At 34.7% G+C, this 23,608-nt stretch carries 25 protein-coding genes; all 25 read left to right on the top strand.

What is annotated here, in order from left to right; genetic code table 11:
- The first annotated feature begins 18 nt into the window (after positions 1-18).
- A complete protein-coding gene (fabD, locus tag BN2144_RS16110) occupies positions 19-963 on the top strand; it encodes an ACP S-malonyltransferase (protein WP_033829254.1) in 945 nt (314 codons plus the stop codon).
- The gene (fabG, locus tag BN2144_RS16105) at positions 963-1,706 is read left to right on the top strand and encodes a 3-oxoacyl-ACP reductase FabG (protein ID WP_033829253.1); all 744 of its coding nucleotides are present in this window, start codon (positions 963-965) and stop codon (positions 1,704-1,706) included. The genes fabD and fabG overlap by 1 nt, the downstream gene beginning before the upstream one ends.
- A gap of 98 nt (positions 1,707-1,804) precedes the next feature.
- Positions 1,805-2,038, top strand: a complete 234-nt coding sequence (locus BN2144_RS16100; protein ID WP_033829252.1) for an acyl carrier protein — start codon at positions 1,805-1,807, stop codon at positions 2,036-2,038.
- Between the two features lie 241 nt (positions 2,039-2,279).
- Positions 2,280-3,011, top strand: a complete 732-nt coding sequence (gene rnc / locus BN2144_RS16095; RefSeq protein ID WP_033829251.1) for a ribonuclease III — start codon at positions 2,280-2,282, stop codon at positions 3,009-3,011.
- Positions 3,012-3,037: 26 nt separating this feature from the next.
- A complete protein-coding gene (gene smc / locus BN2144_RS16090) occupies positions 3,038-6,595 on the top strand; it encodes a chromosome segregation protein SMC (RefSeq protein ID WP_033829250.1) in 3,558 nt (1,185 codons plus the stop codon).
- Positions 6,596-6,634: 39 nt separating this feature from the next.
- Complete coding sequence (gene ftsY / locus BN2144_RS16085) at positions 6,635-7,627, top strand: signal recognition particle-docking protein FtsY (RefSeq protein ID WP_033829249.1); 993 nt, start codon at positions 6,635-6,637, stop codon at positions 7,625-7,627.
- A gap of 114 nt (positions 7,628-7,741) precedes the next feature.
- Positions 7,742-8,080: a putative DNA-binding protein gene (locus tag BN2144_RS16080; protein ID WP_033829248.1), complete on the top strand. Its 339-nt coding sequence runs from the start codon at positions 7,742-7,744 to the stop codon at positions 8,078-8,080.
- 11 nt (positions 8,081-8,091) lie between these two features.
- Entirely contained in the window at positions 8,092-9,435 is a 1,344-nt protein-coding gene (gene ffh / locus BN2144_RS16075; protein WP_033829247.1) for a signal recognition particle protein, read from the top strand.
- A gap of 154 nt (positions 9,436-9,589) precedes the next feature.
- Positions 9,590-9,862, top strand: coding sequence for a 30S ribosomal protein S16 (gene rpsP / locus BN2144_RS16070; protein WP_033829246.1), 273 nt, complete (start codon positions 9,590-9,592; stop codon positions 9,860-9,862).
- A gap of 7 nt (positions 9,863-9,869) precedes the next feature.
- Complete coding sequence (locus BN2144_RS16065) at positions 9,870-10,106, top strand: KH domain-containing protein (RefSeq protein ID WP_033829245.1); 237 nt, start codon at positions 9,870-9,872, stop codon at positions 10,104-10,106.
- A gap of 110 nt (positions 10,107-10,216) precedes the next feature.
- Positions 10,217-10,603: a YlqD family protein gene (locus tag BN2144_RS16060; RefSeq protein ID WP_033829244.1), complete on the top strand. Its 387-nt coding sequence runs from the start codon at positions 10,217-10,219 to the stop codon at positions 10,601-10,603.
- Between the two features lie 11 nt (positions 10,604-10,614).
- Positions 10,615-11,133, top strand: coding sequence for a ribosome maturation factor RimM (gene rimM, locus BN2144_RS16055; RefSeq protein WP_033829243.1), 519 nt, complete (start codon positions 10,615-10,617; stop codon positions 11,131-11,133).
- Positions 11,133-11,864, top strand: a complete 732-nt coding sequence (trmD, locus tag BN2144_RS16050) for a tRNA (guanosine(37)-N1)-methyltransferase TrmD (RefSeq protein ID WP_033829242.1) — start codon at positions 11,133-11,135, stop codon at positions 11,862-11,864. Before rimM ends, trmD begins: the two co-directional genes overlap by 1 nt.
- A 142-nt stretch (positions 11,865-12,006) precedes the next feature.
- On the top strand, positions 12,007-12,351 hold the full coding sequence (rplS, locus tag BN2144_RS16045) for a 50S ribosomal protein L19 (RefSeq protein ID WP_033829241.1): 345 nt from the start codon (positions 12,007-12,009) through the stop codon (positions 12,349-12,351).
- Between the two features lie 217 nt (positions 12,352-12,568).
- Positions 12,569-13,099, top strand: a complete 531-nt coding sequence (gene lepB / locus BN2144_RS16040; RefSeq protein WP_033829240.1) for a signal peptidase I — start codon at positions 12,569-12,571, stop codon at positions 13,097-13,099.
- A 21-nt stretch (positions 13,100-13,120) separates the two neighbouring features.
- Positions 13,121-14,008, top strand: a complete 888-nt coding sequence (ylqF, locus tag BN2144_RS16035) for a ribosome biogenesis GTPase YlqF (protein WP_033829239.1) — start codon at positions 13,121-13,123, stop codon at positions 14,006-14,008.
- A complete protein-coding gene (locus tag BN2144_RS16030; RefSeq protein ID WP_033829238.1) occupies positions 13,992-14,768 on the top strand; it encodes a ribonuclease HII in 777 nt (258 codons plus the stop codon). Before ylqF ends, BN2144_RS16030 begins: the two co-directional genes overlap by 17 nt.
- 35 nt (positions 14,769-14,803) lie before the next feature.
- The gene (locus tag BN2144_RS16025; RefSeq protein ID WP_033829237.1) at positions 14,804-16,048 is read left to right on the top strand and encodes a hypothetical protein; all 1,245 of its coding nucleotides are present in this window, start codon (positions 14,804-14,806) and stop codon (positions 16,046-16,048) included.
- Complete coding sequence (locus BN2144_RS16020) at positions 16,045-16,323, top strand: EscU/YscU/HrcU family type III secretion system export apparatus switch protein (RefSeq protein WP_033829236.1); 279 nt, start codon at positions 16,045-16,047, stop codon at positions 16,321-16,323. Before BN2144_RS16025 ends, BN2144_RS16020 begins: the two co-directional genes overlap by 4 nt.
- A 145-nt stretch (positions 16,324-16,468) precedes the next feature.
- Positions 16,469-17,626, top strand: coding sequence for an ADP-forming succinate--CoA ligase subunit beta (sucC, locus tag BN2144_RS16015; protein WP_033829235.1), 1,158 nt, complete (start codon positions 16,469-16,471; stop codon positions 17,624-17,626).
- 66 nt (positions 17,627-17,692) lie between these two features.
- The gene (sucD, locus tag BN2144_RS16010; protein ID WP_033829234.1) at positions 17,693-18,595 is read left to right on the top strand and encodes a succinate--CoA ligase subunit alpha; all 903 of its coding nucleotides are present in this window, start codon (positions 17,693-17,695) and stop codon (positions 18,593-18,595) included.
- Positions 18,596-18,676: 81 nt separating this feature from the next.
- The gene (gene dprA, locus BN2144_RS16005) at positions 18,677-19,546 is read left to right on the top strand and encodes a DNA-processing protein DprA (protein ID WP_033829420.1); all 870 of its coding nucleotides are present in this window, start codon (positions 18,677-18,679) and stop codon (positions 19,544-19,546) included.
- Between the two features lie 203 nt (positions 19,547-19,749).
- Positions 19,750-21,825, top strand: a complete 2,076-nt coding sequence (gene topA / locus BN2144_RS16000; protein ID WP_033829233.1) for a type I DNA topoisomerase — start codon at positions 19,750-19,752, stop codon at positions 21,823-21,825.
- A gap of 302 nt (positions 21,826-22,127) precedes the next feature.
- Entirely contained in the window at positions 22,128-23,024 is an 897-nt protein-coding gene (xerC, locus tag BN2144_RS15995) for a tyrosine recombinase XerC (protein ID WP_033829232.1), read from the top strand.
- A gap of 18 nt (positions 23,025-23,042) precedes the next feature.
- Positions 23,043-23,585, top strand: coding sequence for an ATP-dependent protease subunit HslV (hslV, locus tag BN2144_RS15990; RefSeq protein ID WP_033829231.1), 543 nt, complete (start codon positions 23,043-23,045; stop codon positions 23,583-23,585).
- The last annotated feature ends 23 nt before the right edge of the window (positions 23,586-23,608 follow it).

Below are 23,608 nucleotides of genomic sequence, written 5' to 3'. Positions count from 1 at the left end.
TGAGGAAAGGAGCTATTTATGGGGAAAATTGCATTTTTATTTCCAGGTCAAGGATCACAAACAGTTGGGATGGGAAAAGAACTGTATGATTCGAATTTTTCTGTAAAGGGAATTTTCCAAGAAGCGGATACTTCTCTTGACTTTCCCTTATCTTCACTCATATTTGAAGGCCCACAAGAAAAATTGACATTAACAACAAATGCTCAACCGGCATTATTAACAACAAGTATTGCAATTTTACAAAAGGTAAAGGAATATGAAATAAAGCCCGATTATGTTGCCGGTCATAGTTTAGGTGAGTATTCTGCTCTAGTTGCAGCTTCCGCAATTAATTTTTCAGATGCTGTAAAAATTGTTCGAAAACGTGGAGAATATATGGAAGAAGCTGTTCCCCATGGGAAAGGAACGATGGCCGCGATATTAGGTTTAAATCGTGATAAATTAAAGGAAATCACAAACTATATTACAGAAACTGTCAGTACTGTACAACTAGCTAACTTAAATTGTCCTGGACAAATTGTTATTTCAGGAACAAAAGAAGCGGTAGAAAAAGCCTGTCAACTTGCAAAAGAACATGGTGCCAGACGTGCACTTCCATTAGATGTTAGTGGACCTTTTCATTCAAGTTTAATGGAGCCAGCCTCAAGTCGATTGGCAGAAATATTAAATACATATAAATTTCGCCATGCTTCAATTCCTGTTGTTTCTAATGTTACTGCAGAGCTCGTTTTAGATGCTGACGAAATAAAGGACCTATTAGTGAAGCAATTGTATTCACCTGTTTTATGGGAAGATTCTGTTCGAAAAATGCTAGAATTAAATGTAGATACTTTTATTGAAATCGGTCCCGGAAAAGTACTAACCGGCTTAGTTAAGAAAATTGATCGTTCCGTACGTGCTTATTCAATTTTTGACGAAGCAAGCTTAATGAAAACAATCCAAGAGGTTAAGGGGGGAGAATAATGAGTTTAATTGGTAAAACAGCCCTTGTTACTGGTGCTTCTCGTGGCATAGGAAAGGAAATTGCTCTAGAATTAGCAAGAAACGGTGCCGATGTTATCGTAAACTATGCAGGAAATAAACAACTCGCTGAACAAGTAGTCGAGGAAATTCGTTCCTTTGGTCGAGAAAGCGTGGCTATTCAAGCGGATGTTGCTGATAACGAAGCGGTAGAAAAGATGGTTAAAGAGATAATTGACAGGTTTGGTTCTTTGCATATTTTAGTAAATAATGCGGGGATCACTCGTGATCAATTGCTAATGAGAATGAAGGAAACGGACTGGGATGATGTGCTGAATACAAATTTAAAAAGTGTATTCTTGACGACAAAAGCTGTTTCTAGACAAATGATGAGACAAAAAGAAGGTCGTATCATTAACATTTCCTCCATTGTCGGTGTTAGTGGAAATGCGGGACAAGCAAATTATGTCGCAGCAAAGGCCGGCATTATCGGCCTAACAAAGTCGGCTGCAAAAGAGCTAGCTTCTCGAAATATTACTGTTAATGCAGTTGCACCTGGTTTTATTTCGACCGATATGACTGAAAAATTGCCTGAGGAAGTGAAAAATGAGCTTTATAAACAAATTCCAATGGCAAGACTCGGTGATCCGAAAGATATTGCTTATTCTGTAGCTTTTCTTGCATCTGATAAAAGTAGTTATATTACAGGACAAACCATTCATGTCAATGGTGGCATGTATATGTAGTGGTAAATCTTTTTCTAACCATTAGAAAATAGTTTTTTATAACAAACCCTTTATTATTAAGCTTGTTTTATATATAATACTTGAGGGGAGGTGAAGTAATGGCTAGCGTATTAGAACGTGTAACAAAAATTGTTGTTGACCGTCTTGGAGTCGATGAAGCAAAAGTAACACCTGAAGCAACATTTAAAGATGATCTTGGTGCTGACTCCCTTGATGTAGTTGAATTAGTAATGGAGCTTGAAGACGAATTTGGTCTGCAATTTTCTGATGAAGATTCAGAAAAAATCGTTACAGTAGGAGATGCTGTATCTTACATAGAGAGTCAATTATAAAATCTCAAACTTGCATAATAATTTAATTATAACAATGATAAGGGATACACTTCACTTGCAAAAGTGAGGTGTTTTCTATTGATACGAAATATTATCAAAAAAGTTCAGTTCTCTTTTTAGTTTTTTCTTTAACAATATCAATTAGAATTCATTTTTTGGGTAAAGATAAAGACAAAAACCACTTTACGAATTCAGCTAAATTAGTCTAAACTTGATTGTATAAAATGAGAGGTGTGTATATATGGCGAGGATAAGACGGACACAAAAAGAAGTAATTGATACAATAAAATACGAACAATTTCAGGAACGACTAGGAATCAAATTTACAAATTTGTCATTATTAATACAAGCATTCACCCATTCATCCTACGTAAATGAGCATCGGAAAAGAAGTAGGGAAGACAATGAGCGTCTTGAATTTTTAGGAGATGCTGTGTTAGAATTAACCGTTTCTCACTTTTTATATAAAACATATCCGATGCTGGAAGAAGGGGATATGACAAAAATGCGTGCAGCTATTGTTTGTGAGCCCTCCTTACTATTATTTGCGCAAGAATTAAGTTTTGGCGAATTAATGCGTTTAGGTAAAGGTGAAGAATTAACAGGTGGAAGAAGTCGTCCAGCATTACTAGCCGACGCTTTTGAAGCATTTATTGGAGCGCTCTATTTAGATCAAGGTCTAGAAACAGTATTCCGTTTCTTAGAAAAAACCGTTTTCCCAAAAATTTTACAAGGTGCATTTTCTCATGTGATGGATTATAAAAGCCAATTACAAGAGATTGTTCAAAGAGATGGTTTAGGTATATTAGAATATGTCATTCTTGAAGAAAAGGGACCTGCCCATAATCGGGAGTTTGTTTCAGAAGTCAAATTAAATAATCAAAGTCTTGGTAGGGGGCATGGAAAGTCAAAGAAAGAAGCAGAACAAAAGGCAGCACATGTTGCTTTGACCAAATTGTCAAAAACGAATTAACTTTAATATAGATTAGGAGGAGCTAAATGTTTCTCAGAAGATTGGAAATGGTTGGCTTTAAATCATTTGCAGAGAGGGTAACGGTAGACTTCATTCCAGGCGTTACTGCAGTGGTTGGACCGAACGGAAGCGGGAAAAGTAACATAACGGATGCAATTCGATGGGTACTTGGTGAACAGTCGGCAAAATCATTACGTGGTGGGAAGATGGAAGACATCATATTTGCTGGAAGTGATACGAGAAAACCGTTAAACTTTGCAGAAGTGGCATTAACATTTGAAAACGAAGATCATTTCCTGCCGATTGAATACAATGAAGTCTGTATTATGAGAAGAATGTATCGATCTGGCGAGAGTGAATACTTTATTAATAAGCAATCGTGTCGTTTAAAAGATATCGTTGATTTATTAATGGATACCGGGTTTGGCCGTGATTCTTTTTCTATTATTAGTCAAGGAAAAGTTGAAGAGATATTAAACAGTAAAGCAGAGGAAAGAAGAACAATTTTTGAAGAAGCAGCTGGCGTTTTGAAGTATAAAACAAGGAAGAAAAAAGCTGAAGCTAAGTTGAAAGAAACAGAGGAAAACCTTAATCGAGTTCGCGATATTATATATGAACTTGAGGGTCAAGAAGAACCTTTAAAAATTCAAGCGTCAATTGCAAAAGATTATTTACAGAAAAAAGAAGAATTACAGCAAAACGAAATTAGCTTACTCGTCTATGAAATTGATCAATTGCATAATAAATGGGAAAACTTAAAATCACAGTTGGAGAAGAACAAAGATAAAGAAATTGAATTGTCAACACGACTACATGCGAAAGAAGCTGATGTTTCAAAGCTAAGAGATCGAATGACTGCACTTGATGAATCGATTGAACAGCTTCAGCATGTGCTTCTTGTTACAAGTGAGGAATTAGAAAAATTAGAAGGTAGACGAGAAGTATTAAAAGAGCGGAAAAAGAATGCCGGTCAAATCCGTTCCCAATTGGAACAAGCGATACAAGAAGGGAAAGAAAAACTTTCAAGTTTACAAAATGAAATTAGTGAGCTTGAAAAACAAAAAAATGAAATAAGTACAAAACTACAAAAAGAAAAACAGGAACTGGAAGATCGTCAAAAACTATTATTAGCTTATTCAGAAAACGTTGAGGAAAAAATAGAATCATTGAAAAGTGATTATATTGAACTATTGAATAAACAAGCAACAATTAAAAATGATTCTCGTCATGTTCAACAACAACTAGATCAGTTGAAGGAAAAACTGAGCAAGTTAAAGGAAGAAAATAGTCGGTTTATTACTGAAAGAAATGAAATCAACAAGAAAAAAGAAACGGTACAAAAAGAACTTCAAAACATACAAAATAAGATTGATGATTTCCTTAAACAGTATCGATTAGGCCAAAAACAGTTGGCACAACTTTCCGACGCGTACGAAAAGAGCGAGAAAACATATTACAAGGCGCTTCAATATGTTCAACAAGCGAAATCTCGTAAAGACTTATTAGAGGAAATGGAAGAAGATTATTCTGGATTTTACCAAGGTGTAAAAGAGGTTTTAAAAGCGAAAAATCGCCTTGAGGGAATTGAAGGGGCGGTTGCGGAACTTATTAAAGTAGATAAAAACTTTCAAATTGCTATTGATATTGCACTTAGTAGTAGCCAGCAACACATTGTTGTACAGTCAGAAGAAAATGCGAGACGAGCGATAAAGTTTTTGAAAAGTCACGGTTATGGACGGGCAACTTTTCTTCCTCTGTCCGTTATACAGCCAAAAGAAATTCCTATTAACACACGAAAACGGCTCCAATCACATGCAAGTTTCATTGGTATCGCAGCTGAGTTGTTGGAATTTGCTCCAAAGTATACAAATATTATTAAGAACTTATTAGGTAATGTTATCATTACTCGTGATTTACGTGGAGCAAATGAAATAGCTGCCCTGTCTGGACATCGTTTTCGAATTGTTACATTAGAAGGGGATGTTGTCAACCCGGGAGGATCAATGACCGGGGGAGCAATGAAAAAAAATTCAAGTACTCTTCTAAGCAGAAAAACTGAATTAGATGGATTGAAGAAAAAGTTAATTGAAATGGAACAGCAGTGTGAAAAGCTGGAGCAAGAAGTAAAAGAAAAAAAACAATTGATTAAAGAGAAGAACTCTGAAGTAGAAGCAATTCGCAATTTTGGAGAGAAATTGCGGAATGAAGAACTTCAATTAAAAGATCAATTAAAAGAAATAAGTTGGCAGGAGAACAATATTTCTGATCGACTAACTATTTATGATACTGAAAGTGAAAATTATCATCTTGAATTAATCAGTTTACAAGAGAAGCAGCAACGTAATGAACAAACGTTATTAGAAATTTCAAAGAAAATAAACAACATTGATGAGTTAATACAGGAAATGTCAAAAAAACGTGATTTAGACGAAACGAATAAATCGGCTGTGATAGAAGAAATAAACAATTTAAAAATTGATATTGCAAAGTTAGAAGAACAACTACGCCATATTAAGAGCCAGTTGGAAATGAGTGTAGGTCGCAATAATGAAATAAAAACTCAATTAACAAATAATATGGAAGATTTGGATGTCCTTATTAAAGAAATGGAAACAAGTCATTCGGGGGAAAACCACTTAGCTGAAGAAGCAAATCAGAAAATGATTGAAAAAAATAAAACAATTGATTTGATTGCTGATCGCAGGCAACAAAGGCTTGAGTTTCAACAAAAGTTAGAGGATCTTGAGAATGAAGTAAGAGAGCTGAAAAGGCAGCATAAAGGCATGACACAAATTTTAACCGAAGAAGAAGTTAAGTTGAATCGAATGGATGTGGAACTCGAAAATCGACTCAATACATTACGGGAAGAATATATGTTATCCTATGAAGGAGCGAAACAACAATATTCTTTGGAACAACCTTATGAAGAAACGAAAAAGAAAGTAAAACTAATTAAACTCGCCATTGATGAATTAGGAACTGTAAATCTTGGAGCAATCGATGAATATGAACGAGTTTCTGAAAGATTATCGTTCCTAGTTGAACAAAGAGATGATTTGCAAGAAGCAAAAGATACATTATTCCAAGTAATTCAAGAAATGGATGAGGAAATGATTAAACGTTTCAATGAAACTTTTATCGCAATTAAGTCACAATTTGATTCTGTGTTCAAATCGTTATTCGGTGGCGGAAGAGCGGAATTAAGATTGACAGATCCAGAAGACTTATTAAATACAGGTGTTGACATTATTGCCCAACCACCGGGAAAAAAATTACAAAATCTCGCTCTACTATCAGGAGGAGAAAGAGCATTAACAGCAATTGCCTTATTATTTTCAATTTTAAAAGTGAGACCAGTACCATTTTGCATATTAGATGAGGTTGAAGCCGCTTTAGATGAAGCAAATGTTTACCGTTTCAGCCAATATTTAAAACAATTTAGTAATGAGACGCAATTTATCGTAATTACCCACCGGAAAGGAACAATGGAAGAGGCCGACGTTTTATACGGAGTTACGATGCAAGAATCAGGCGTTTCAAAATTAGTTTCTGTCCGATTAGAAGATACAGAAAATGTGGGCTAATCATTTTTAACATTGAACCAATGAAGGGATGTGAAGGAAATGGGTTTTTTTGATAAACTAAAAAACAAATTAACGAAGCAAACGGAGACTGTTACTGAGAAGTTTAAAGATGGATTAACGAAAACTCGACAAAGTTTTGCAGGAAAAATGAATGATTTAGTTGCTCGCTATCGAAAAGTGGATGAAGACTTTTTTGATGAATTAGAAGAGGTGTTAATTCAAGCGGATGTAGGCTTTGATACGGTACTTGAATTAGTTGACGAGCTAAAAATGGAAGTGAAAAAGCAGAATATCCAAGAAACTTCCGAAGTTAAAGAGATTATAATGGAAAAATTGGTAGACATATATGAGTCAGGAGAAGAACAAATAACGACGTTAAACATTCAAAGCGATGGACCTACTGTTATTTTATTTGTTGGGGTTAATGGTGTAGGAAAAACAACAACAATCGGTAAGCTTGCTCATAAATTTAAACAAGAAGGAAAAAATGTGTTATTAGCAGCTGGAGACACTTTTCGGGCAGGAGCAATTGAACAATTAGAAGTATGGGGAGAGCGTGTTGGTGTTGAAGTAATTAAGCAAAGTGAAGGGTCTGATCCTGCAGCGGTTATTTATGATGCCATACAAGCAACAAAATCTCGAAAAATAGATATTTTATTATGTGATACAGCAGGTCGCTTACAAAATAAAGTAAATTTAATGAAAGAACTGGAAAAAGTAAAACGAGTAATCGAACGTGAAATCCCAGGTGCACCGCATGAAGTGTTGTTAGTTTTAGATGCCACGACTGGACAAAATGCCATGATTCAGGCAAAACAATTTAAAGAAGCAACGGATGTAACAGGAATCGTCTTAACGAAATTGGATGGAACTGCAAAAGGTGGTATCGTTATCGCGATTAGAAAAGAATTAAATATACCAGTTAAATATGTTGGTTTAGGAGAAAAAATGGACGACCTACAACCGTTTGATTTAGAGCAATATGTTTACGGACTTTTTGCCGGATTAGCAGAAGGAAAAGATGAAGAATAAGCAATAAAGAAAAGTGGGGAATGATTCCCCTCTTTTAATTATATTGACATTCTATAGGAACCTATGTTAGATTAGCGGTGTAAAGGTTTTTCACTTAACACGGAGGGAAAAACGATGTTAGAAAAAACGACGAGAATTAATTATTTATTTGATTTTTATCAAGACTTACTCACTCCAAAACAACAGAGTTATATGTCGCTCTATTATTTAGATGATTTATCCCTCGGTGAAATTGCTGAACAATTCAATGTATCAAGACAAGCTGTTTATGATAATATTAAACGTACTGAAGCTATGTTAGAAGAATATGAAAGCAAATTACATTTATACGAAAAGTTCTTAACACGGAAAAAGTTAATTAATAAACTAAATGAAAAGATTCATGATCATCTTGATACGGAACAACAGAAAGAAGTTTTTTCTTTACTAAATGAAATAAAAGAATTAGATTAGGAGGCCGACATATGGCGTTTGAAGGTTTAGCTGACCGATTGCAGAGTACGATGCAAAAAATCCGTGGAAAAGGTAAAGTTTCCGAAGCGGATGTAAAAGAAATGATGCGTGAAGTCCGACTCGCATTACTCTATGCCGATGTCAACTTAAAAGTAGTCAAGAACTTTATTAAGAAAGTTAGTGAACGAGCAGTAGGACAAGAAGTAATGAAAAGTCTTACCCCTGGTCAACAAGTAATTAAAGTAGTTAAAGAAGAGTTGACAGAGTTAATGGGTGGTGAGCAAAGTAAAATTGCTGTAGCTACGAAATCACCAACAGTCATCATGATGGTCGGTTTACAAGGTGCGGGTAAAACGACAACAACGGGTAAACTGGCCAATTTGCTTAGAAAAAAATATAACCGAAAACCACTTCTCGTTGCAGCAGATATTTATCGACCTGCAGCAATTAATCAGTTGCAAACATTAGGAAAACAATTGAGTTTACCAGTCTTTTCATTGGGAGATCAAGTAAGTCCAGTAGAAATTGCTGAAAAAGCAATTGAACAAGCTAAAGCTGAACATAATGACTACGTATTAATCGATACAGCTGGGCGTCTTCATATAGATGAAAATCTTATGGATGAATTGAAAAATATAAAAGAATCAGTAAAGCCTGATGAAATATTTCTTGTTGTCGATGCAATGACTGGTCAAGATGCGGTTAATGTTGCAACAAGTTTTAATGATCAACTTGGTATTACTGGTGTTGTTTTGACAAAACTTGATGGCGATACAAGAGGGGGAGCCGCCTTATCGATACGTGCGGTAACTGGAAAACCAATCAAATTTGTTGGTTTAGGAGAAAAAATGGATGCATTAGAACCATTTCATCCAGAAAGAATGGCATCACGAATTCTTGGAATGGGAGATGTTTTGTCATTAATTGAAAAAGCACAAGCAAATGTCGATGAAGAAAAGGCAAAAGAACTTGAAAAGAAAATGCGTTCTGCCTCAATAACATTAGATGATTTTCTAGAACAACTTAGTCAAGTTCGTAAAATGGGTCCATTAGATGAACTATTTAAAATGTTACCGGGTGCAAATAAAGTTAAAGGGCTTAATAATTTAAAAATAGATGAAAAACAAATTAGTCATGTTGAAGCGATTATTCAATCGATGACAAAAGAAGAAAAAGAACATCCGGAAATTATTAATGCATCAAGAAGAAAGCGAATTGCAAAAGGTAGTGGGAGAACAGTACCAGAAGTCAATCGGCTATTAAAACAATTTGAAGAAATGAAAAAAATGATGAAACAAATGAACGCTATGACAAAAAAAGGGAAAAAAGGTGGATTTAAACTACCATTCATGTAATATTTTAAAAAATAGTAATAGAAATCTTGCCTTTCTCAAAGAAATTTGATAATCTATAAAAGGAAATTAACTGTTAAGAAAAAATACTTTACAAACAATATTTTTCTTGATATTATATTTACTTGTGTGAAACTATTCGGAGGTGCAAATAATTATGGCAGTAAAAATTCGTTTAAAACGTATGGGAGCAAAAAAATCTCCTTTCTATCGTATTGTAGTAGCAGACGCACGTTCTCCTCGTGATGGACGTCAAATTGAAACGATTGGAACTTATAATCCATTAACAGAACCAGCTACATTAGAAATTAATGAAGAATTAGCGTTAAAATGGTTAAAAGATGGAGCTAAACCTTCTGACACAGTTCGGAATCTATTTTCTAAAAAAGGTATCTTAGAAAAATTTCATAATGAAAAATATGGAAAATAAGTGATCCATGGAGAATTTAATTGAAACTATCGTCAAACCCCTTGTAGATTTTCCCGATGACGTGAAGATTGCTGTCGAAGAGGATAATCATCGAATTATTTACAAACTTAGTGTAGATAATAGAGATATTGGCAAAGTTATTGGGAAACAAGGAAGAGTGGCTAAGGCGATTCGAACTGTTGTTTATGCTCATGCACATGCAACAGAGAAGAATAAGAAGGTTTTTCTAGAAATTACAGAATAAGGAGGGGACCCTTTTGGGTATACCCTCCTTTTTTCATCTTATTGGACATATTTACGAAACATCGATTTTAACATATAATTTTTTCAGATGAGTAAAAGGGGGAGGGTTCGTTGCAAATAATTACAACAATTACAGTCAAACAAATTTTAACAGAAACGAGTAAGCAAAAGCTAAAAACTTCCTTTCATTTAAAAAAGCAGCAACTATTGAATGAAATCGAACAATTAAAATTTGAAATGAGACGTTTAGAAAAGACAAATAAATTTTCTAATGAGCGATTGCGTTCATATTTTAATAAGCAAATGGATGAACGTTCTGAAAATATTAAACAAATTGACTTTCAAATCGAACAACTAGAAATACTACCTCTTGGTTCTGAGTTGAAGGAAACGGAAATTCAAGGACTTGTTTCTGTAGAAGTTGGTGATAACTGGAATGAGTCTTTATTACAGCGAACGATCACGATTAAAGATGGAATAATAGAAGATATTAAATAGAGGTGATTTATTTGCAAAAATATTTTAACGTCGGAAAAATTGTTAATACTCATGGGATAAATGGAGAAGTTCGTGTAATTTCAGTAACTGACTTTCATGAAAGCCGATATCAGAAAGGGGCAAAACTACAGTTATTTTTGCAAAATAGCCAAGAACCGATAACATTAACGATTAAGAGTTGGCGCCGTCATAAAAATTTTGACTTACTACAATTTGAAGGATACTCCAATATTCATGATGTTGAAGGTTTTAAAGGTGGCGTATTAAAAATCTCCATTGAGCAATTGGAGGAACTTGATGAAAATGAGTACTATTTCCACCAAATTATTGGGTGTATCGTAAAAGGTCTTGATGGAGTTGAGTTTGGAAAGGTTACTGAAATACTAACCCCTGGTGCTAACGATGTATGGGTTATTAAAGGTAAGGATCGAAAAGAACATTACATACCATTTATTAAAGACGTTGTAAAAAAAGTCGATCTTGACGAGAAAACGATTTGGATTGAACCGATGGAAGGGTTGTTCGAATAATGCGGATTGATATATTAACACTTTTCCCCAACATGTTTACGGGTGTATTAAATGAATCGATATTAAAGAAAGCTAGCGAGTTAGGACAGGTTGAATATTATATCACTAACTTTCGTGATTACGCTCAAAATAAGCATCATACGGTTGATGATTATCCATATGGTGGCGGGGCTGGGATGGTATTAAAACCTGAACCAATTTTTAATGCAGTTGAGCATATTAAAAAAGAAACGAATGGATTACCTAGAGTCATCTTAACTTGTCCCCAAGGTGAACGATACACCCAAAAGAAAGCGGAAGAGTTAGCAAAAGAAGACCATCTTCTGTTTATATGTGGTCATTATGAGGGCTACGATGAAAGAATTCGTGAGCTTGTGACGGATGAAATATCAATTGGTGACTTTGTCCTTACTGGCGGGGAGTTGGCCTCGATGGTTATTGTTGATAGTGTTGTAAGGTTATTACCGAGTGTTTTAGGTAATGAAAAATCGCCTATTGAGGATTCCTTTTCTACGGGTCTTCTTGAACATCCTCATTATACAAGACCGCCAGAATATCGAGGATTTAAAGTTCCTGATGTACTCTTATCTGGTAACCATAAATTAATTGATGAATGGAGAAAAAAGGAATCTTTAAAACGCACACTAGAACGACGCCCTGATTTACTTGAAGGTTACCCTTTATCTGTTGAGGAAAAGCGCCTACTCGATGACTTGAAAGACAAAAAATGATAAAAGTTATTGATTTTGTATAGAACATTATGGTAACATATATCTTGTGGTTTTGGATGACTTGTTATCCTTTACCCGTTAAAACGGTGTTCCGCTGCAATGTAATCTATGCAAGAGCATCTGTTGGAAGGAGTTGAATCGAATGCAAGGTATTATCGATGAAATTACAAAAGAACAACTTCGCACAGACCTTCCTGCATTCCGACCTGGTGACACTGTACGTGTTCATGTTAAAGTTGTTGAAGGAAACCGGGAACGTGTGCAATTATTTGAAGGTGTTGTAATTAAGCGTCGTGGTGGCGGAATCAGTGAAACATTCACTGTTCGTAAAATTTCATACGGCGTTGGTGTAGAACGTACTTTCCCAGTACATTCACCAAAAATTGTTAAACTTGAAGTTGTTCGTCGCGGTAAAGTTAGAAGAGCAAAACTTTACTATTTACGTAACTTACGTGGTAAAGCAGCGCGTATTAAAGAAATTCGCTAATAAATAAATGATTCGATTTATTCGAATCATACACGTTAAAAAAAGAGCTTGTGCGCCAAGCTCTTTTTTTAATCTTATACAATTTACTTATACATAAAACGGACAAAGTTTGCTTAACATCTCTAATTTCTTGTAAAATAATAGAAAGTCGTTTAAATGACGACATTATATATAAAAAAGAGATCTTTATAATTAATATAGTGAAGCGAGGATTTTAATGATGGCAAAGAAAAGTGAACTATGGGAGTGGATAAAAATCATTGTCATTGCGGCTCTATTAGCAGCTGCGATACGTTATTTTCTTTTCACCCCAATAATAGTAGATGGAGAGTCAATGATGCCCACTTTGGAAGACCGTGATCGAATGATTGTTAATAGATTGTCTTATAAAGTAGGGGAACCAAAAAGATTTGATATTGTTGTGTTCCATGCAACAGAAGAAAAGGATTATATTAAACGTGTTATTGGACTTCCTGGAGATAAGATAGAATACAAAGATGACACGTTATATATAAACGGAAAAAAGATAGACGAACCATACTTAAAAGAGTATAAAAAGGAATTAATAGGAGGAACGTTAACAGATCCTTTTACTGTTGAAGTTCCTAAAGGACATGTTTTTGTTATGGGTGATAATCGTCGGTATAGTAAAGATAGTCGTCATATTGGACCTATCCCAATCGATGAAATTTTAGGAAAGGCTAACATCATTTATTGGCCTCTGGAAGATTTTCGTTTTATACATTAAATAAAGGAAGGAGGAAGTTTCATGACAATCCAATGGTTTCCTGGACATATGGCAAAGGCAAGAAGAGAAGTTACGGAAAAGCTCAAGTTAGTTGATCTTATTTTTGAACTAACTGATGCACGGATTCCTCTTTCATCTCGTAATCCAATGATTGATGAAATTATTAATCATAAACCGCGAATTGTTTTATTGAATAAGGCAGATTTAGCAGATACAAGAAAAACACAAGAGTGGATAAATTATTTTGAAAAGCATAACGTTGTTGCAATTCCTATTAATTCGCAATCAGGGGATGGATTATCAACAATACGAATAAAAGCAAAAGAACTTGTTCATGAAAAATTTGATAAGATGAGAGCGAAAGGGATAAAGCCACGAGCCATTCGCGCAATGGTTGTGGGAATCCCAAATTCGGGAAAGTCGACTTTGATTAATCGCTTAGCTAAGAAAAATATTGCGAAAACAGGTAATACACCGGGGGTGACGAAAACCCAACAATGGATAAAAGTCGGAAAAGAGCTCGAGCTATTAGATACACCCGGTATTTTATGGCCAAAATTTGAAGATGAAACAGTTGGTTATAACTTAGCTTTAACGGGTGCAATTAAAGATACGATTTTAAATTTACAAGATATAGCTGTTTTTGCGTTGCGCTTCTTAGAAAGAGAATATCCCGATCGTCTAAAAGAACGATATGGTTTTGACTCTATTCCAGAAGAAATTGTTGAAATTTTTGATGCAATTGGAGAGAAACGTGGGTGTCTCATGGGTGGAGGTCTCGTTGACTACGATAAGACAGCAGATGTTATCATTCGCGACATTCGTTCTTTGAAACTGGGCAGACTAACGTTCGAGGTGCCATCGGATATGATTATTGAAATGGGTGTAAGTAATGAAACAAACGATTAAAGAAATAGAATCAACGCTCCGTACTATTTCAGATGACGAAGATCCTTTTATAAAAAAATGTCTTTTAGATGAAAGAAAAGGTGTACAAGAGCTCATAAAACGTTGGAAGAAAAAACAAGAAATACAATTTGCTGAAAAAGAGCGTTTGAGAAAAATGATGCAATACGAGAATGAAGCGCGAAAACAAGGATATCAATTGATAGCGGGAATTGATGAAGTAGGTAGAGGACCATTAGCAGGACCTGTTGTTGCTGCAGCTGTTATTTTACCGAATGATGCATACTTACCAGGAGTGAATGACTCTAAAAAATTATCAATAAAAAGGCGTGAGGAACTCTATAAGGTAATCATTGAAAAGGCGGTAGCTGTTGGAATAGGTATAATAAGTGCGAAAGATATTGATGAGTTAAATATATATCAAGCAACAAAAAAAGCTATGCTCGGAGCAATACAGCAGTTAAATTTGTTACCAGACTATTTATTAATTGATGCAATGAAACTTGACGTTCCTGTTAGTCAACAATCAATTATAAAAGGAGATTCTTTATCAATTTCAATAGCTAGTGCTTCTATCGTGGCGAAAGTTTATCGGGATCGATTAATGGTTGAATATAGTAAGAAGTACCCACAATATCAGTTTGAGCGAAATATGGGCTATGGTACGAGTGAACATTTACAAGCAATTCGTACATATGGCCCAACACCAATCCATAGAAAATCATTTTCTCCCATTAGAGAAATGATAAAAAATAATCAGTAAAGTACATATTAGTTATTGGTTAGGATGAGTGCTTCATGAATATTAATTCGATGAAATTAACGAACACCTTAACAACGAAAGAAATTAGCGGCCCCAGTTCTTTTAAACCGGGGCAAATTTTATATGGCAAAGTTCATTACATTGATCAGTTTGGTCATGCACGATTACAAATTGGTCATGAAATAATTGTTGCTAAAATTGAAGCGCCACTCGATGTTCAAAAAGATTATTGGTTTGAAGTAATGAATACAGAAGGAAAAGTACAATTAAAAGTGTTAGAAAACATTCATCATTATGATTCCTTATTATCATATTTAAAATTACCTAATCATAGTAGGATGAAGCAATTACTAGTTCTTTGGAACGAGCAAAATCTTCCTTTTGACAAAACGATTCTTAATAAATGTGCGAATTGGATTCATCAAGAAACAGATGTAAATAAAGTAATTGAAACAGTTAAATTTATGTTAAAGGAACATTTGCCGTTAACAAATAATATTTTTAATAGCTTATATTCTTTAAAAAATGGGGTTCCTTTATCATCAATGATAGAGCATTTGTTTTTCAGTCTAAATAACGATGAAAGAATTCAAAATTTACCACTCTTAAAAGAGCTGGAATTATTATTAACCAAACGGGCAGATTCCAATTCATTTTCAAATACAAACTGGGGAAAGGGCAACGATGTTTTTCGGGTACTTCACCATTTAACGAACTTATTTTCTTTTAAAGAGAGAGTAGATAAAGAAGGTAGTGAAGAAAGCATTCGGTTAAATAGTGAATTAGTAAAAATATTACAATTAAATCACGTAGGCAATCAAGTGAAAATAGATGCAGAAAAAGTACTGAATAGACTAAACGGAATTCAACTAAATAATATAGACAAAAATGATTTTCTTCAATTAATGATTACTTTACCTATCCCCTTTAAGGAAAAACTAATGGATACGTCTATTCAATTTATAGGTAAGAAAAGAGATGATGGAATACTTGATCCGGACTATTGTAATATTATTCTTGATCTCGATATGCCAAATGTCGGTAAAGTGATTTCTCGAATGTATGTTCAAAACCGGAAGATAAGTATTCATATTTTAAGTGGAATGAAAAACATGGAAATATTAGCTTCCCCTTTTACTCGAGTTTTAAATGATAACTTAGAAAAAATAAATTACACGCTTGTTTCCTTGAAATTTGATAGTATAGACGAAAATGATAGAAAAAGTACAAATGAGGTTGTCCAAACGATACAACCGGGGAGTTTGGATGTGAAAATTTGAATAAGAAGGAACAAAATAAAGAAGCCGTTGTTTTAAAATATGATGATAAAAAGCATGATGCTCCAGTTGTTAAGGCAAAAGGAAGGGGATTTGTAGCAGAAAAAATTTTACAAGAAGCAAAAAAATACCATGTTCCAGTTTATGAAGACGAAGCCTTACTCGAACTATTAGAAAAAATAAACATAAATGAGACAATACCAGAAGAATTATTTAGAGCGGTAGCAGAAGTATTTGCTTTTATCTATTTAATTGATAAACAAAAACAGGGTGATTAAATGAATCTTCCCTTTTTGTTTATGTATAATTGCGAAAAAACTAGACATGAAGAAAGATATTTTTGCATAAAACTAGACAATTTTTCAAATATTATATTACAATTGATATGCAAAGCTTAATTTTGTTATGACAGGAGGATGGATTATGAATATTCATGAATACCAAGGAAAAGAACTCCTTAGAAAATATGGTGTTTCTGTTCCTAATGGGAAAGTCGCCTTTACTGTAGATGAAGCAGTCGAAGCAGCAAAGGAATTGGATAGTAATGTTGTTGTCGTTAAAGCGCAAATCCATGCAGGTGGTCGTGGTAAAGCGGGTGGAGTAAAAGTTGCGAAGAGTTTAGATGAAGTTCGTACATATGCAAATGAAATTTTAGGCAAAACTCTCGTTACACACCAAACGGGTCCTGAAGGTAAGGAAGTTAAACGCTTACTCATTGAAGAGGGCTGTGATATTAAAAAAGAATACTATATTGGTTTCGTTTTAGATCGTGCAACGTCTCGAGTAACTTTAATGGCTTCAAGTGAGGGTGGGACTGAAATTGAAGAAGTTGCAGAAAAAACACCAGAAAAAATTCATAAAGAAGTTATTGATCCGTTAATCGGTCTTGCACCGTTTCAAGCGAGAAGAGTAGCATTTAATATTGGCATTCCAAAAGAGCTTGTTAATCAAGCAGTTAAGTTTATGACAGGATTATATACGGTTTTTGTAGAAAAGGATTGCTCAATTGCAGAAATTAATCCACTTGTTGTAACAGGTGATGGAAAAGTAATGGCGCTCGATGCAAAATTAAACTTTGATAGCAATGCACTGTATCGTCATAATGATATTTTAGAATACCGAGATTTAGACGAGGAAGATCCGAAAGAAATTGAAGCATCTAAATATGATTTAAGCTACATTAAGTTAAACGGAAATATTGGTTGTATGGTAAATGGAGCCGGACTGGCGATGGCCACGATGGATATTATTAAATATTATGGTGGTGAACCGGCAAATTTCCTTGATGTTGGTGGTGGCGCTACTGCTGAAAAAGTTACGGAAGCGTTTAAAATTATTTTGTCAGATACGAATGTTAAAGGGATATTTGTCAACATATTTGGCGGTATTATGAAATGTGATGTTATCGCAACTGGTGTCGTAGAGGCTGCTAAACAAATTGGCTTATCTGTTCCTTTAGTAGTACGTCTTGAAGGAACAAATGTTGATTTAGGTAAGAAAATATTACATGAATCCGGATTGAATATTGTTTCCGCTGAATCTATGGCAGATGGCGCACAAAAAATTGTTGATTTAGTTTAATTGAATATGAGGATAAATCAATGAAAATATAAATTTTGGACAAATGAAAGAGAGTGGGGGAAATCAATGAGTGTTTTCATAAATAAAGACACGAAGGTCATCGTCCAAGGAATAACTGGAAAAACAGCACTTTTTCATACAAAACAGATGATCGAATACGGAACAAAAATTGTTGGAGGTACTTCTCCAGGTAAAGGTGGTACTGAAATCGAAGGAGTTCCAGTTTTTAATACAGTCAGTGAAGCAGTAAAAACAACTGGTGCAACGGCTTCTGTTATTTATGTACCTGCGCCATTTGCCGCGGATGCAATTATCGAAGCAGTTGATGCTGAGTTAGACCTTGTTATTTGTATCACAGAACATATTCCTGTTTTAGATATGGTTAAAGTGAAACGTTATATGGAAGGTAAAAAAACACGATTAGTCGGTCCGAACTGTCCTGGTGTTATAACTGCAGACGAATGTAAGATTGGTATTATGCCTGGATATATTCATAAAAAAGGTCACGTCGGTGTTGTATCACGTTCTGGTACATTAACATACGAGGCGGTTCACCAACTAACTCAAGCAGGAATTGGTCAGACAACAGCTGTTGGCATTGGCGGAGACCCTGTAAATGGTACAAACTTCATCGATGTTTTACAGGCTTTTAATGAAGATCCAGAAACTTATGCGGTCATTATGATTGGTGAAATTGGCGGAACAGCAGAGGAAGAAGCAGCTGAATGGGTAAAAAATAACATGACAAAACCGGTTGTTGGTTTTATCGGCGGACGTACGGCTCCTCCAGGAAAAAGAATGGGCCATGCTGGAGCGATTATTTCAGGTGGTAAAGGTACAGCTGATGAAAAGATTAAAGTTATGAATGAATGCGGGATTCAAGTTGCCGATACACCATCAGTTATAGGAGAAACTTTAATAAAAGTATTAAAAGAAAAAGGTCTTTATGAAAAATGTAAAACACATTAAATATTATATAAACACCGTAACGCATTGTTGCGGTGTTCTTCCAATATAATAGTATAGGAGTTGACCTAAGTGACACTAACTATGAAACAGCGGTTAATCCACTTACATGAATGCCGTGGTATTGGCGTTAAAACTTTATATAAAATGATACAATACGACCCAGATTTATCATCAATATATCGTATGAGTCCCCAAAAATTACAGGAACAATTTCATATATCCCCACGTTTTCTAAATACTTTTTATAACGACCTCCACAATAAATCTGTACATGAAACTTTATCCGAATATAATAAAAAACAGATTTTCGTCATAACTATAGTAGATAAAGAGTATCCTTTTATATTGAAAAATATTTATTTACCACCACCAGTTTTATACTATCAAGGTGACCTCGGGATACTAAATCGTAAAATGATTGCAATTGTTGGAACGAGAACTCCCACTGACTATGGTATTCATGTTGTTCGTAAACTTGTCCCCCAACTTGTAAAAAACAACTATATTATTGTTAGTGGATTGGCTAAGGGAATAGATTATGAAGCACATTTATCGTCCATTCATTCGAATGGGAAAACAGTAGCTGTACTAGGTGGAGGTTTTCATCATATATATCCAAAGGAACATACTGATATTGCAACGGAAATAAGTAAAAATCATTTGTTATTAACGGAATATCCACCTTATGTAAAGCCCCATAGATCATATTTTCCTTCAAGAAATCGAATTATTAGTGGCTTATCACTTGGGACGGTAGTTATTGAGGCGATGGAAAAAAGTGGTTCATTAATTACAGCACAATTAGCTCTTGAAGAAGGCCGAGAAGTGTTTGCTGTACCAGGCCCTATTTTATCATCAACTTCAAGAGGAACAAATAAACTAATCCAAGAAGGAGCAAAATTAGTTTTAGATGGTAATGATATTTTATCAGAACTGCCTAATGAGTGGTAATACTGTTTTATTAACCAAAAAATAAACGTATAAATAAGTCTTTTTATACTTATAATTTACTTTCTTGTTGACAAAACATAGAAATATCTTTAATAATTAGTGATAGTTTACATTTAGAATAACTACCTCTAATAATAGAAGTAAAATGAATGACAGAAGTTTCTAAAAAAGTGTGAAAATGGAAACCTCTAAGGAGGATATATATGTCAGATTACTTAGTAATAGTTGAATCACCGGCAAAAGCAAAAACAATTGAAAAGTATTTAGGAAAAAAATATAAAGTAAAAGCTTCAATGGGGCATGTGAGAGATCTGCCAAAAAGTCAAACCGGCGTTGATGTTGATAATAATTACGAACCAAAATATATAACGATTCGTGGAAAAGGACCGGTATTAAAAGAATTAAGAACAGCAGCTAAAAAAGCGAAAAAAATATATTTAGCAGCTGACCCCGATCGTGAAGGGGAAGCAATTGCATGGCATTTGGCAAATACGTTAGATTTAGATATAACTTCAGACTGCCGTGTAGTTTTTAATGAAATTACAAAAGATGCAATAAAAGAATCGTTTAAGCATCCAAGGCCGATTAATATGGACTTAGTGGACGCCCAACAAGCGAGACGAATTCTTGATCGACTTGTCGGGTATAAAATTAGTCCAATCTTATGGAAAAAGGTTAAAAAAGGACTAAGTGCTGGACGTGTACAATCTGTAGCAGTAAAACTAATTATTGATAGAGAAAATGAAATAAAAGGGTTTATACCTGAAGAGTATTGGACAATATCAGGACAATTCAATTACAAAGATGTTATTTTCCCTGCTCAATTTTTTAGTTTAGAAAACGAAAAAGTAGAACTGAAATCTGAAAAAGAAGTAAATGCTGTTTTAGCAAAAATGGAAAATGACCATTTTACAGTCCAATCCATTACAAATAAAGAAAGAAAACGTAACCCAGCACCACCATTCACGACATCATCACTACAACAAGAGGCAGCTAGAAAGCTAAACTTTCGTGCGAGAAAAACAATGATGATTGCTCAGCAATTATATGAAGGAATCGATTTAGGGAAAAGTGGGACAGTTGGTTTAATTACGTATATGAGAACGGATTCAACACGCATTTCAGAAACTGCTCAACAAGAGGCAAAAGAGTTTATTACCCAGGAATACGGAGCTAAATTTGCTGAGCAAGTAGTGTTGAAAGGTAGAAAACAAGGAAAAGTTCAAGATGCCCATGAAGCGATTCGACCAACTAGTGCAGTTCGAACGCCGAATAGTATAAAAGAATACTTATCAAGAGATCAATACAAATTATATAAATTAATTTGGGAACGTTTTATAGCTAGTCAAATGTCTCCAGCAATAATGGATACAATGACTGTAGATTTAAAAAATGGACCCGTTATATTTCGCGCAAATGGTTCAAAGATAAAATTTCATGGGTTTATGAAAGTATATGTAGAGAGCTCTGATGACCAAAAAGAGTCAAAGGATGTCATTCTCCCTGATTTACAAGAAGGAGAGACTATACTAGGGAAAGATATTGAACCAAAGCAACATTTTACCCAGCCACCGCCAAGATATTCAGAAGCAAGATTGGTGAAAACTCTAGAAGAACTTGGTATTGGTCGTCCTTCCACATATGCACCGACATTAGATACGATACAAAAGAGGGGATATGTGGCACTTGAAAATAAAAGATTTGTTCCAACAGAGTTAGGTGAAATTGTAATAGAATTAATATCTGAATTTTTCCCAGAAATTATCAATGTCGAGTTTACTGCAAATATGGAAAAAGAACTAGATGAAATTGAGGAAGGAAAAATTGCTTGGATAAAAGTCATCGATAAATTTTACCAAGACTTTAAAGTATACTTAGAAAAAGCCGAAGTGGAAATGGAAAAAGTAGAAATTAAAGATGAGTATGCTGGAGAGGATTGCGAAAATTGTGGAAGTCCGATGGTGATTAAAATGGGTCGTTTTGGTAAATTTATGGCTTGTAGTAACTTTCCAGATTGTCGGAATACGAAGGCGATTGTAAAAGAAATTGGAGTCACTTGTCCAAAGTGTAAACAAGGTCAAGTAGTTGAGAGGAAAAGCAAAAAAAATCGAATATTCTACGGCTGTAGTCGTTATCCAGAATGTGATTTTCTATCATGGGATAAACCAATTTCCAGACCTTGTCCAAAGTGCGGAGATATGTTGGTAGAGAAGAAAATTAAAAAAGGTGTACAAATACAATGTTCAAGCTGTGATTATAAAGAGCAGCCACAAGAGTGAGTCTTTCCTCACTCTTCTTTTTTGTGAATGAATTTAAACTTTTTTAAAAAACTTTCAAAATATAGAGGTTATTAGAGATTTTTTTTATGGACAAAATATAGATAGTTGTGTAATAATGTTCAATGTTGCGTGATAATAAAGTTTTAAAGGGATAGATGTGGGTTGTTACAGTTGACTTAGTTTTTAGCAGGTAACAAGGAAATCCCAACCTTTTCAGAAATTTGTGAATTAATTATGAACTTCCATTGCAATATTCGAAAATTTATGTTATTATTTATTAGCCATCTAAAGAGGTGATTAAGATGGAAAATGGTAAACAACTGTTACAGGAATTTGTAGAGTACTTGCAATTGGAGAAAAATTATTCACAATTGACAGTTGACAGCTATTCACGGGATTTATTAAGTTTTTTTATGTTCATGAATGAGCAAATGATCCCAACCTTAGATCAAGTGACACATCAAGATGCACGACTTTACTTGACAAAACTTTATGAAGAAGGATACGCCAAAAAATCAATTTCAAGAAGGATTTCTAGTATACGTTCTCTTTATAAGTTTTTATTGAGAGAGTCCTATGTTCAAGCCAATCCATTTGCTCACGTTTCTATGCCGAAAAAGGAAAAGAAACTTCCTGAGTTTTTTTATGAAGAGGAACTACAATCTCTATTTGAGTCAATTGACACTTCAACTCCAGCGGGTCAAAGAAATATGGCCATATTAGAGTTAATGTATGCTACTGGTATTCGCGTTAGTGAGTGTGTACAGATTCAATTGGGTGATTTAGACAGCCAATTATCGATACTGCTAGTTAAAGGTAAAGGAAAGAAGGAACGCTATGTTCCTTATGGGAAACTTGCCAAAAAAGCGCTGCACGTATACATAGAAGATGGCCGTAAAAAACTACTAGGAAAACATGAACATCCTTTTCTTTTTGTAAATCAAAGAGGAATGCCCTTAACTGCAAGGGGAATTCGGTATATCTTTGACGAAATGATTCGAAATGCAGGAGAAATGAAGCATTTACACCCACATATGATAAGACATTCATTTGCTACCCATATGTTAAATAATGGCGCCGATTTGCGTTCTGTTCAAGAATTACTAGGACATTCATCAATTTCATCAACTCAAGAATATACACATGTAACAAAAGAACATTTAAAAAAGACGTATCTTGCACATCATCCACGTGCTTGAGTTAAAGGAGTGTCGTGAGTGGAACAATTTCATGCAACAACTATTTTTGCTGTTCGTCATAACGGAAAAGGTGCAATGGCGGGAGATGGTCAAGTCACGTTAGGAAATTCTGTCGTGATGAAACATACCGCAAGAAAAGTACGTAGACTTTTTAATGGGAAAGTTTTAGCTGGATTTGCAGGATCTGTTGCTGACGCGTTTACCTTATTTGAAATGTTTGAAGGAAAATTAGAGCAATACAATGGAAATTTGCAAAGAGCAGCAGTAGAGTTGGCGAAACTTTGGCGAAGTGATCGAGTGTTAAGAAAACTAGAAGCAATGCTCATTGTTATGGATGAGCGGGAAATGCTATTAATATCGGGAACTGGGGAAGTAATCGAACCTGATGATGATATATTAGCAATTGGTTCAGGTGGCAATTTTGCTTTAGCGGCTGGTAGAGCATTAAAGCAATTTGCAGGTGAACATATATCCGCTAAAGAAATTGCTAAAGCTTCATTAGAGATAGCAGCCAATATTTGTGTATTCACTAATGAAAATATTCTTGTTGAAGAAATATAGCGGTTGAATAGATTACGAAAGCT

The organism is Bacillus andreraoultii, from assembly GCF_001244735.1.
GTDB classification, from domain to species: domain Bacteria; phylum Bacillota; class Bacilli; order Bacillales; family Caldibacillaceae; genus Caldifermentibacillus; species Caldifermentibacillus andreraoultii.
Note: the sequence above shows the minus strand (reverse complement) of the source record. Positions and strands in the feature narration are given on the sequence as shown.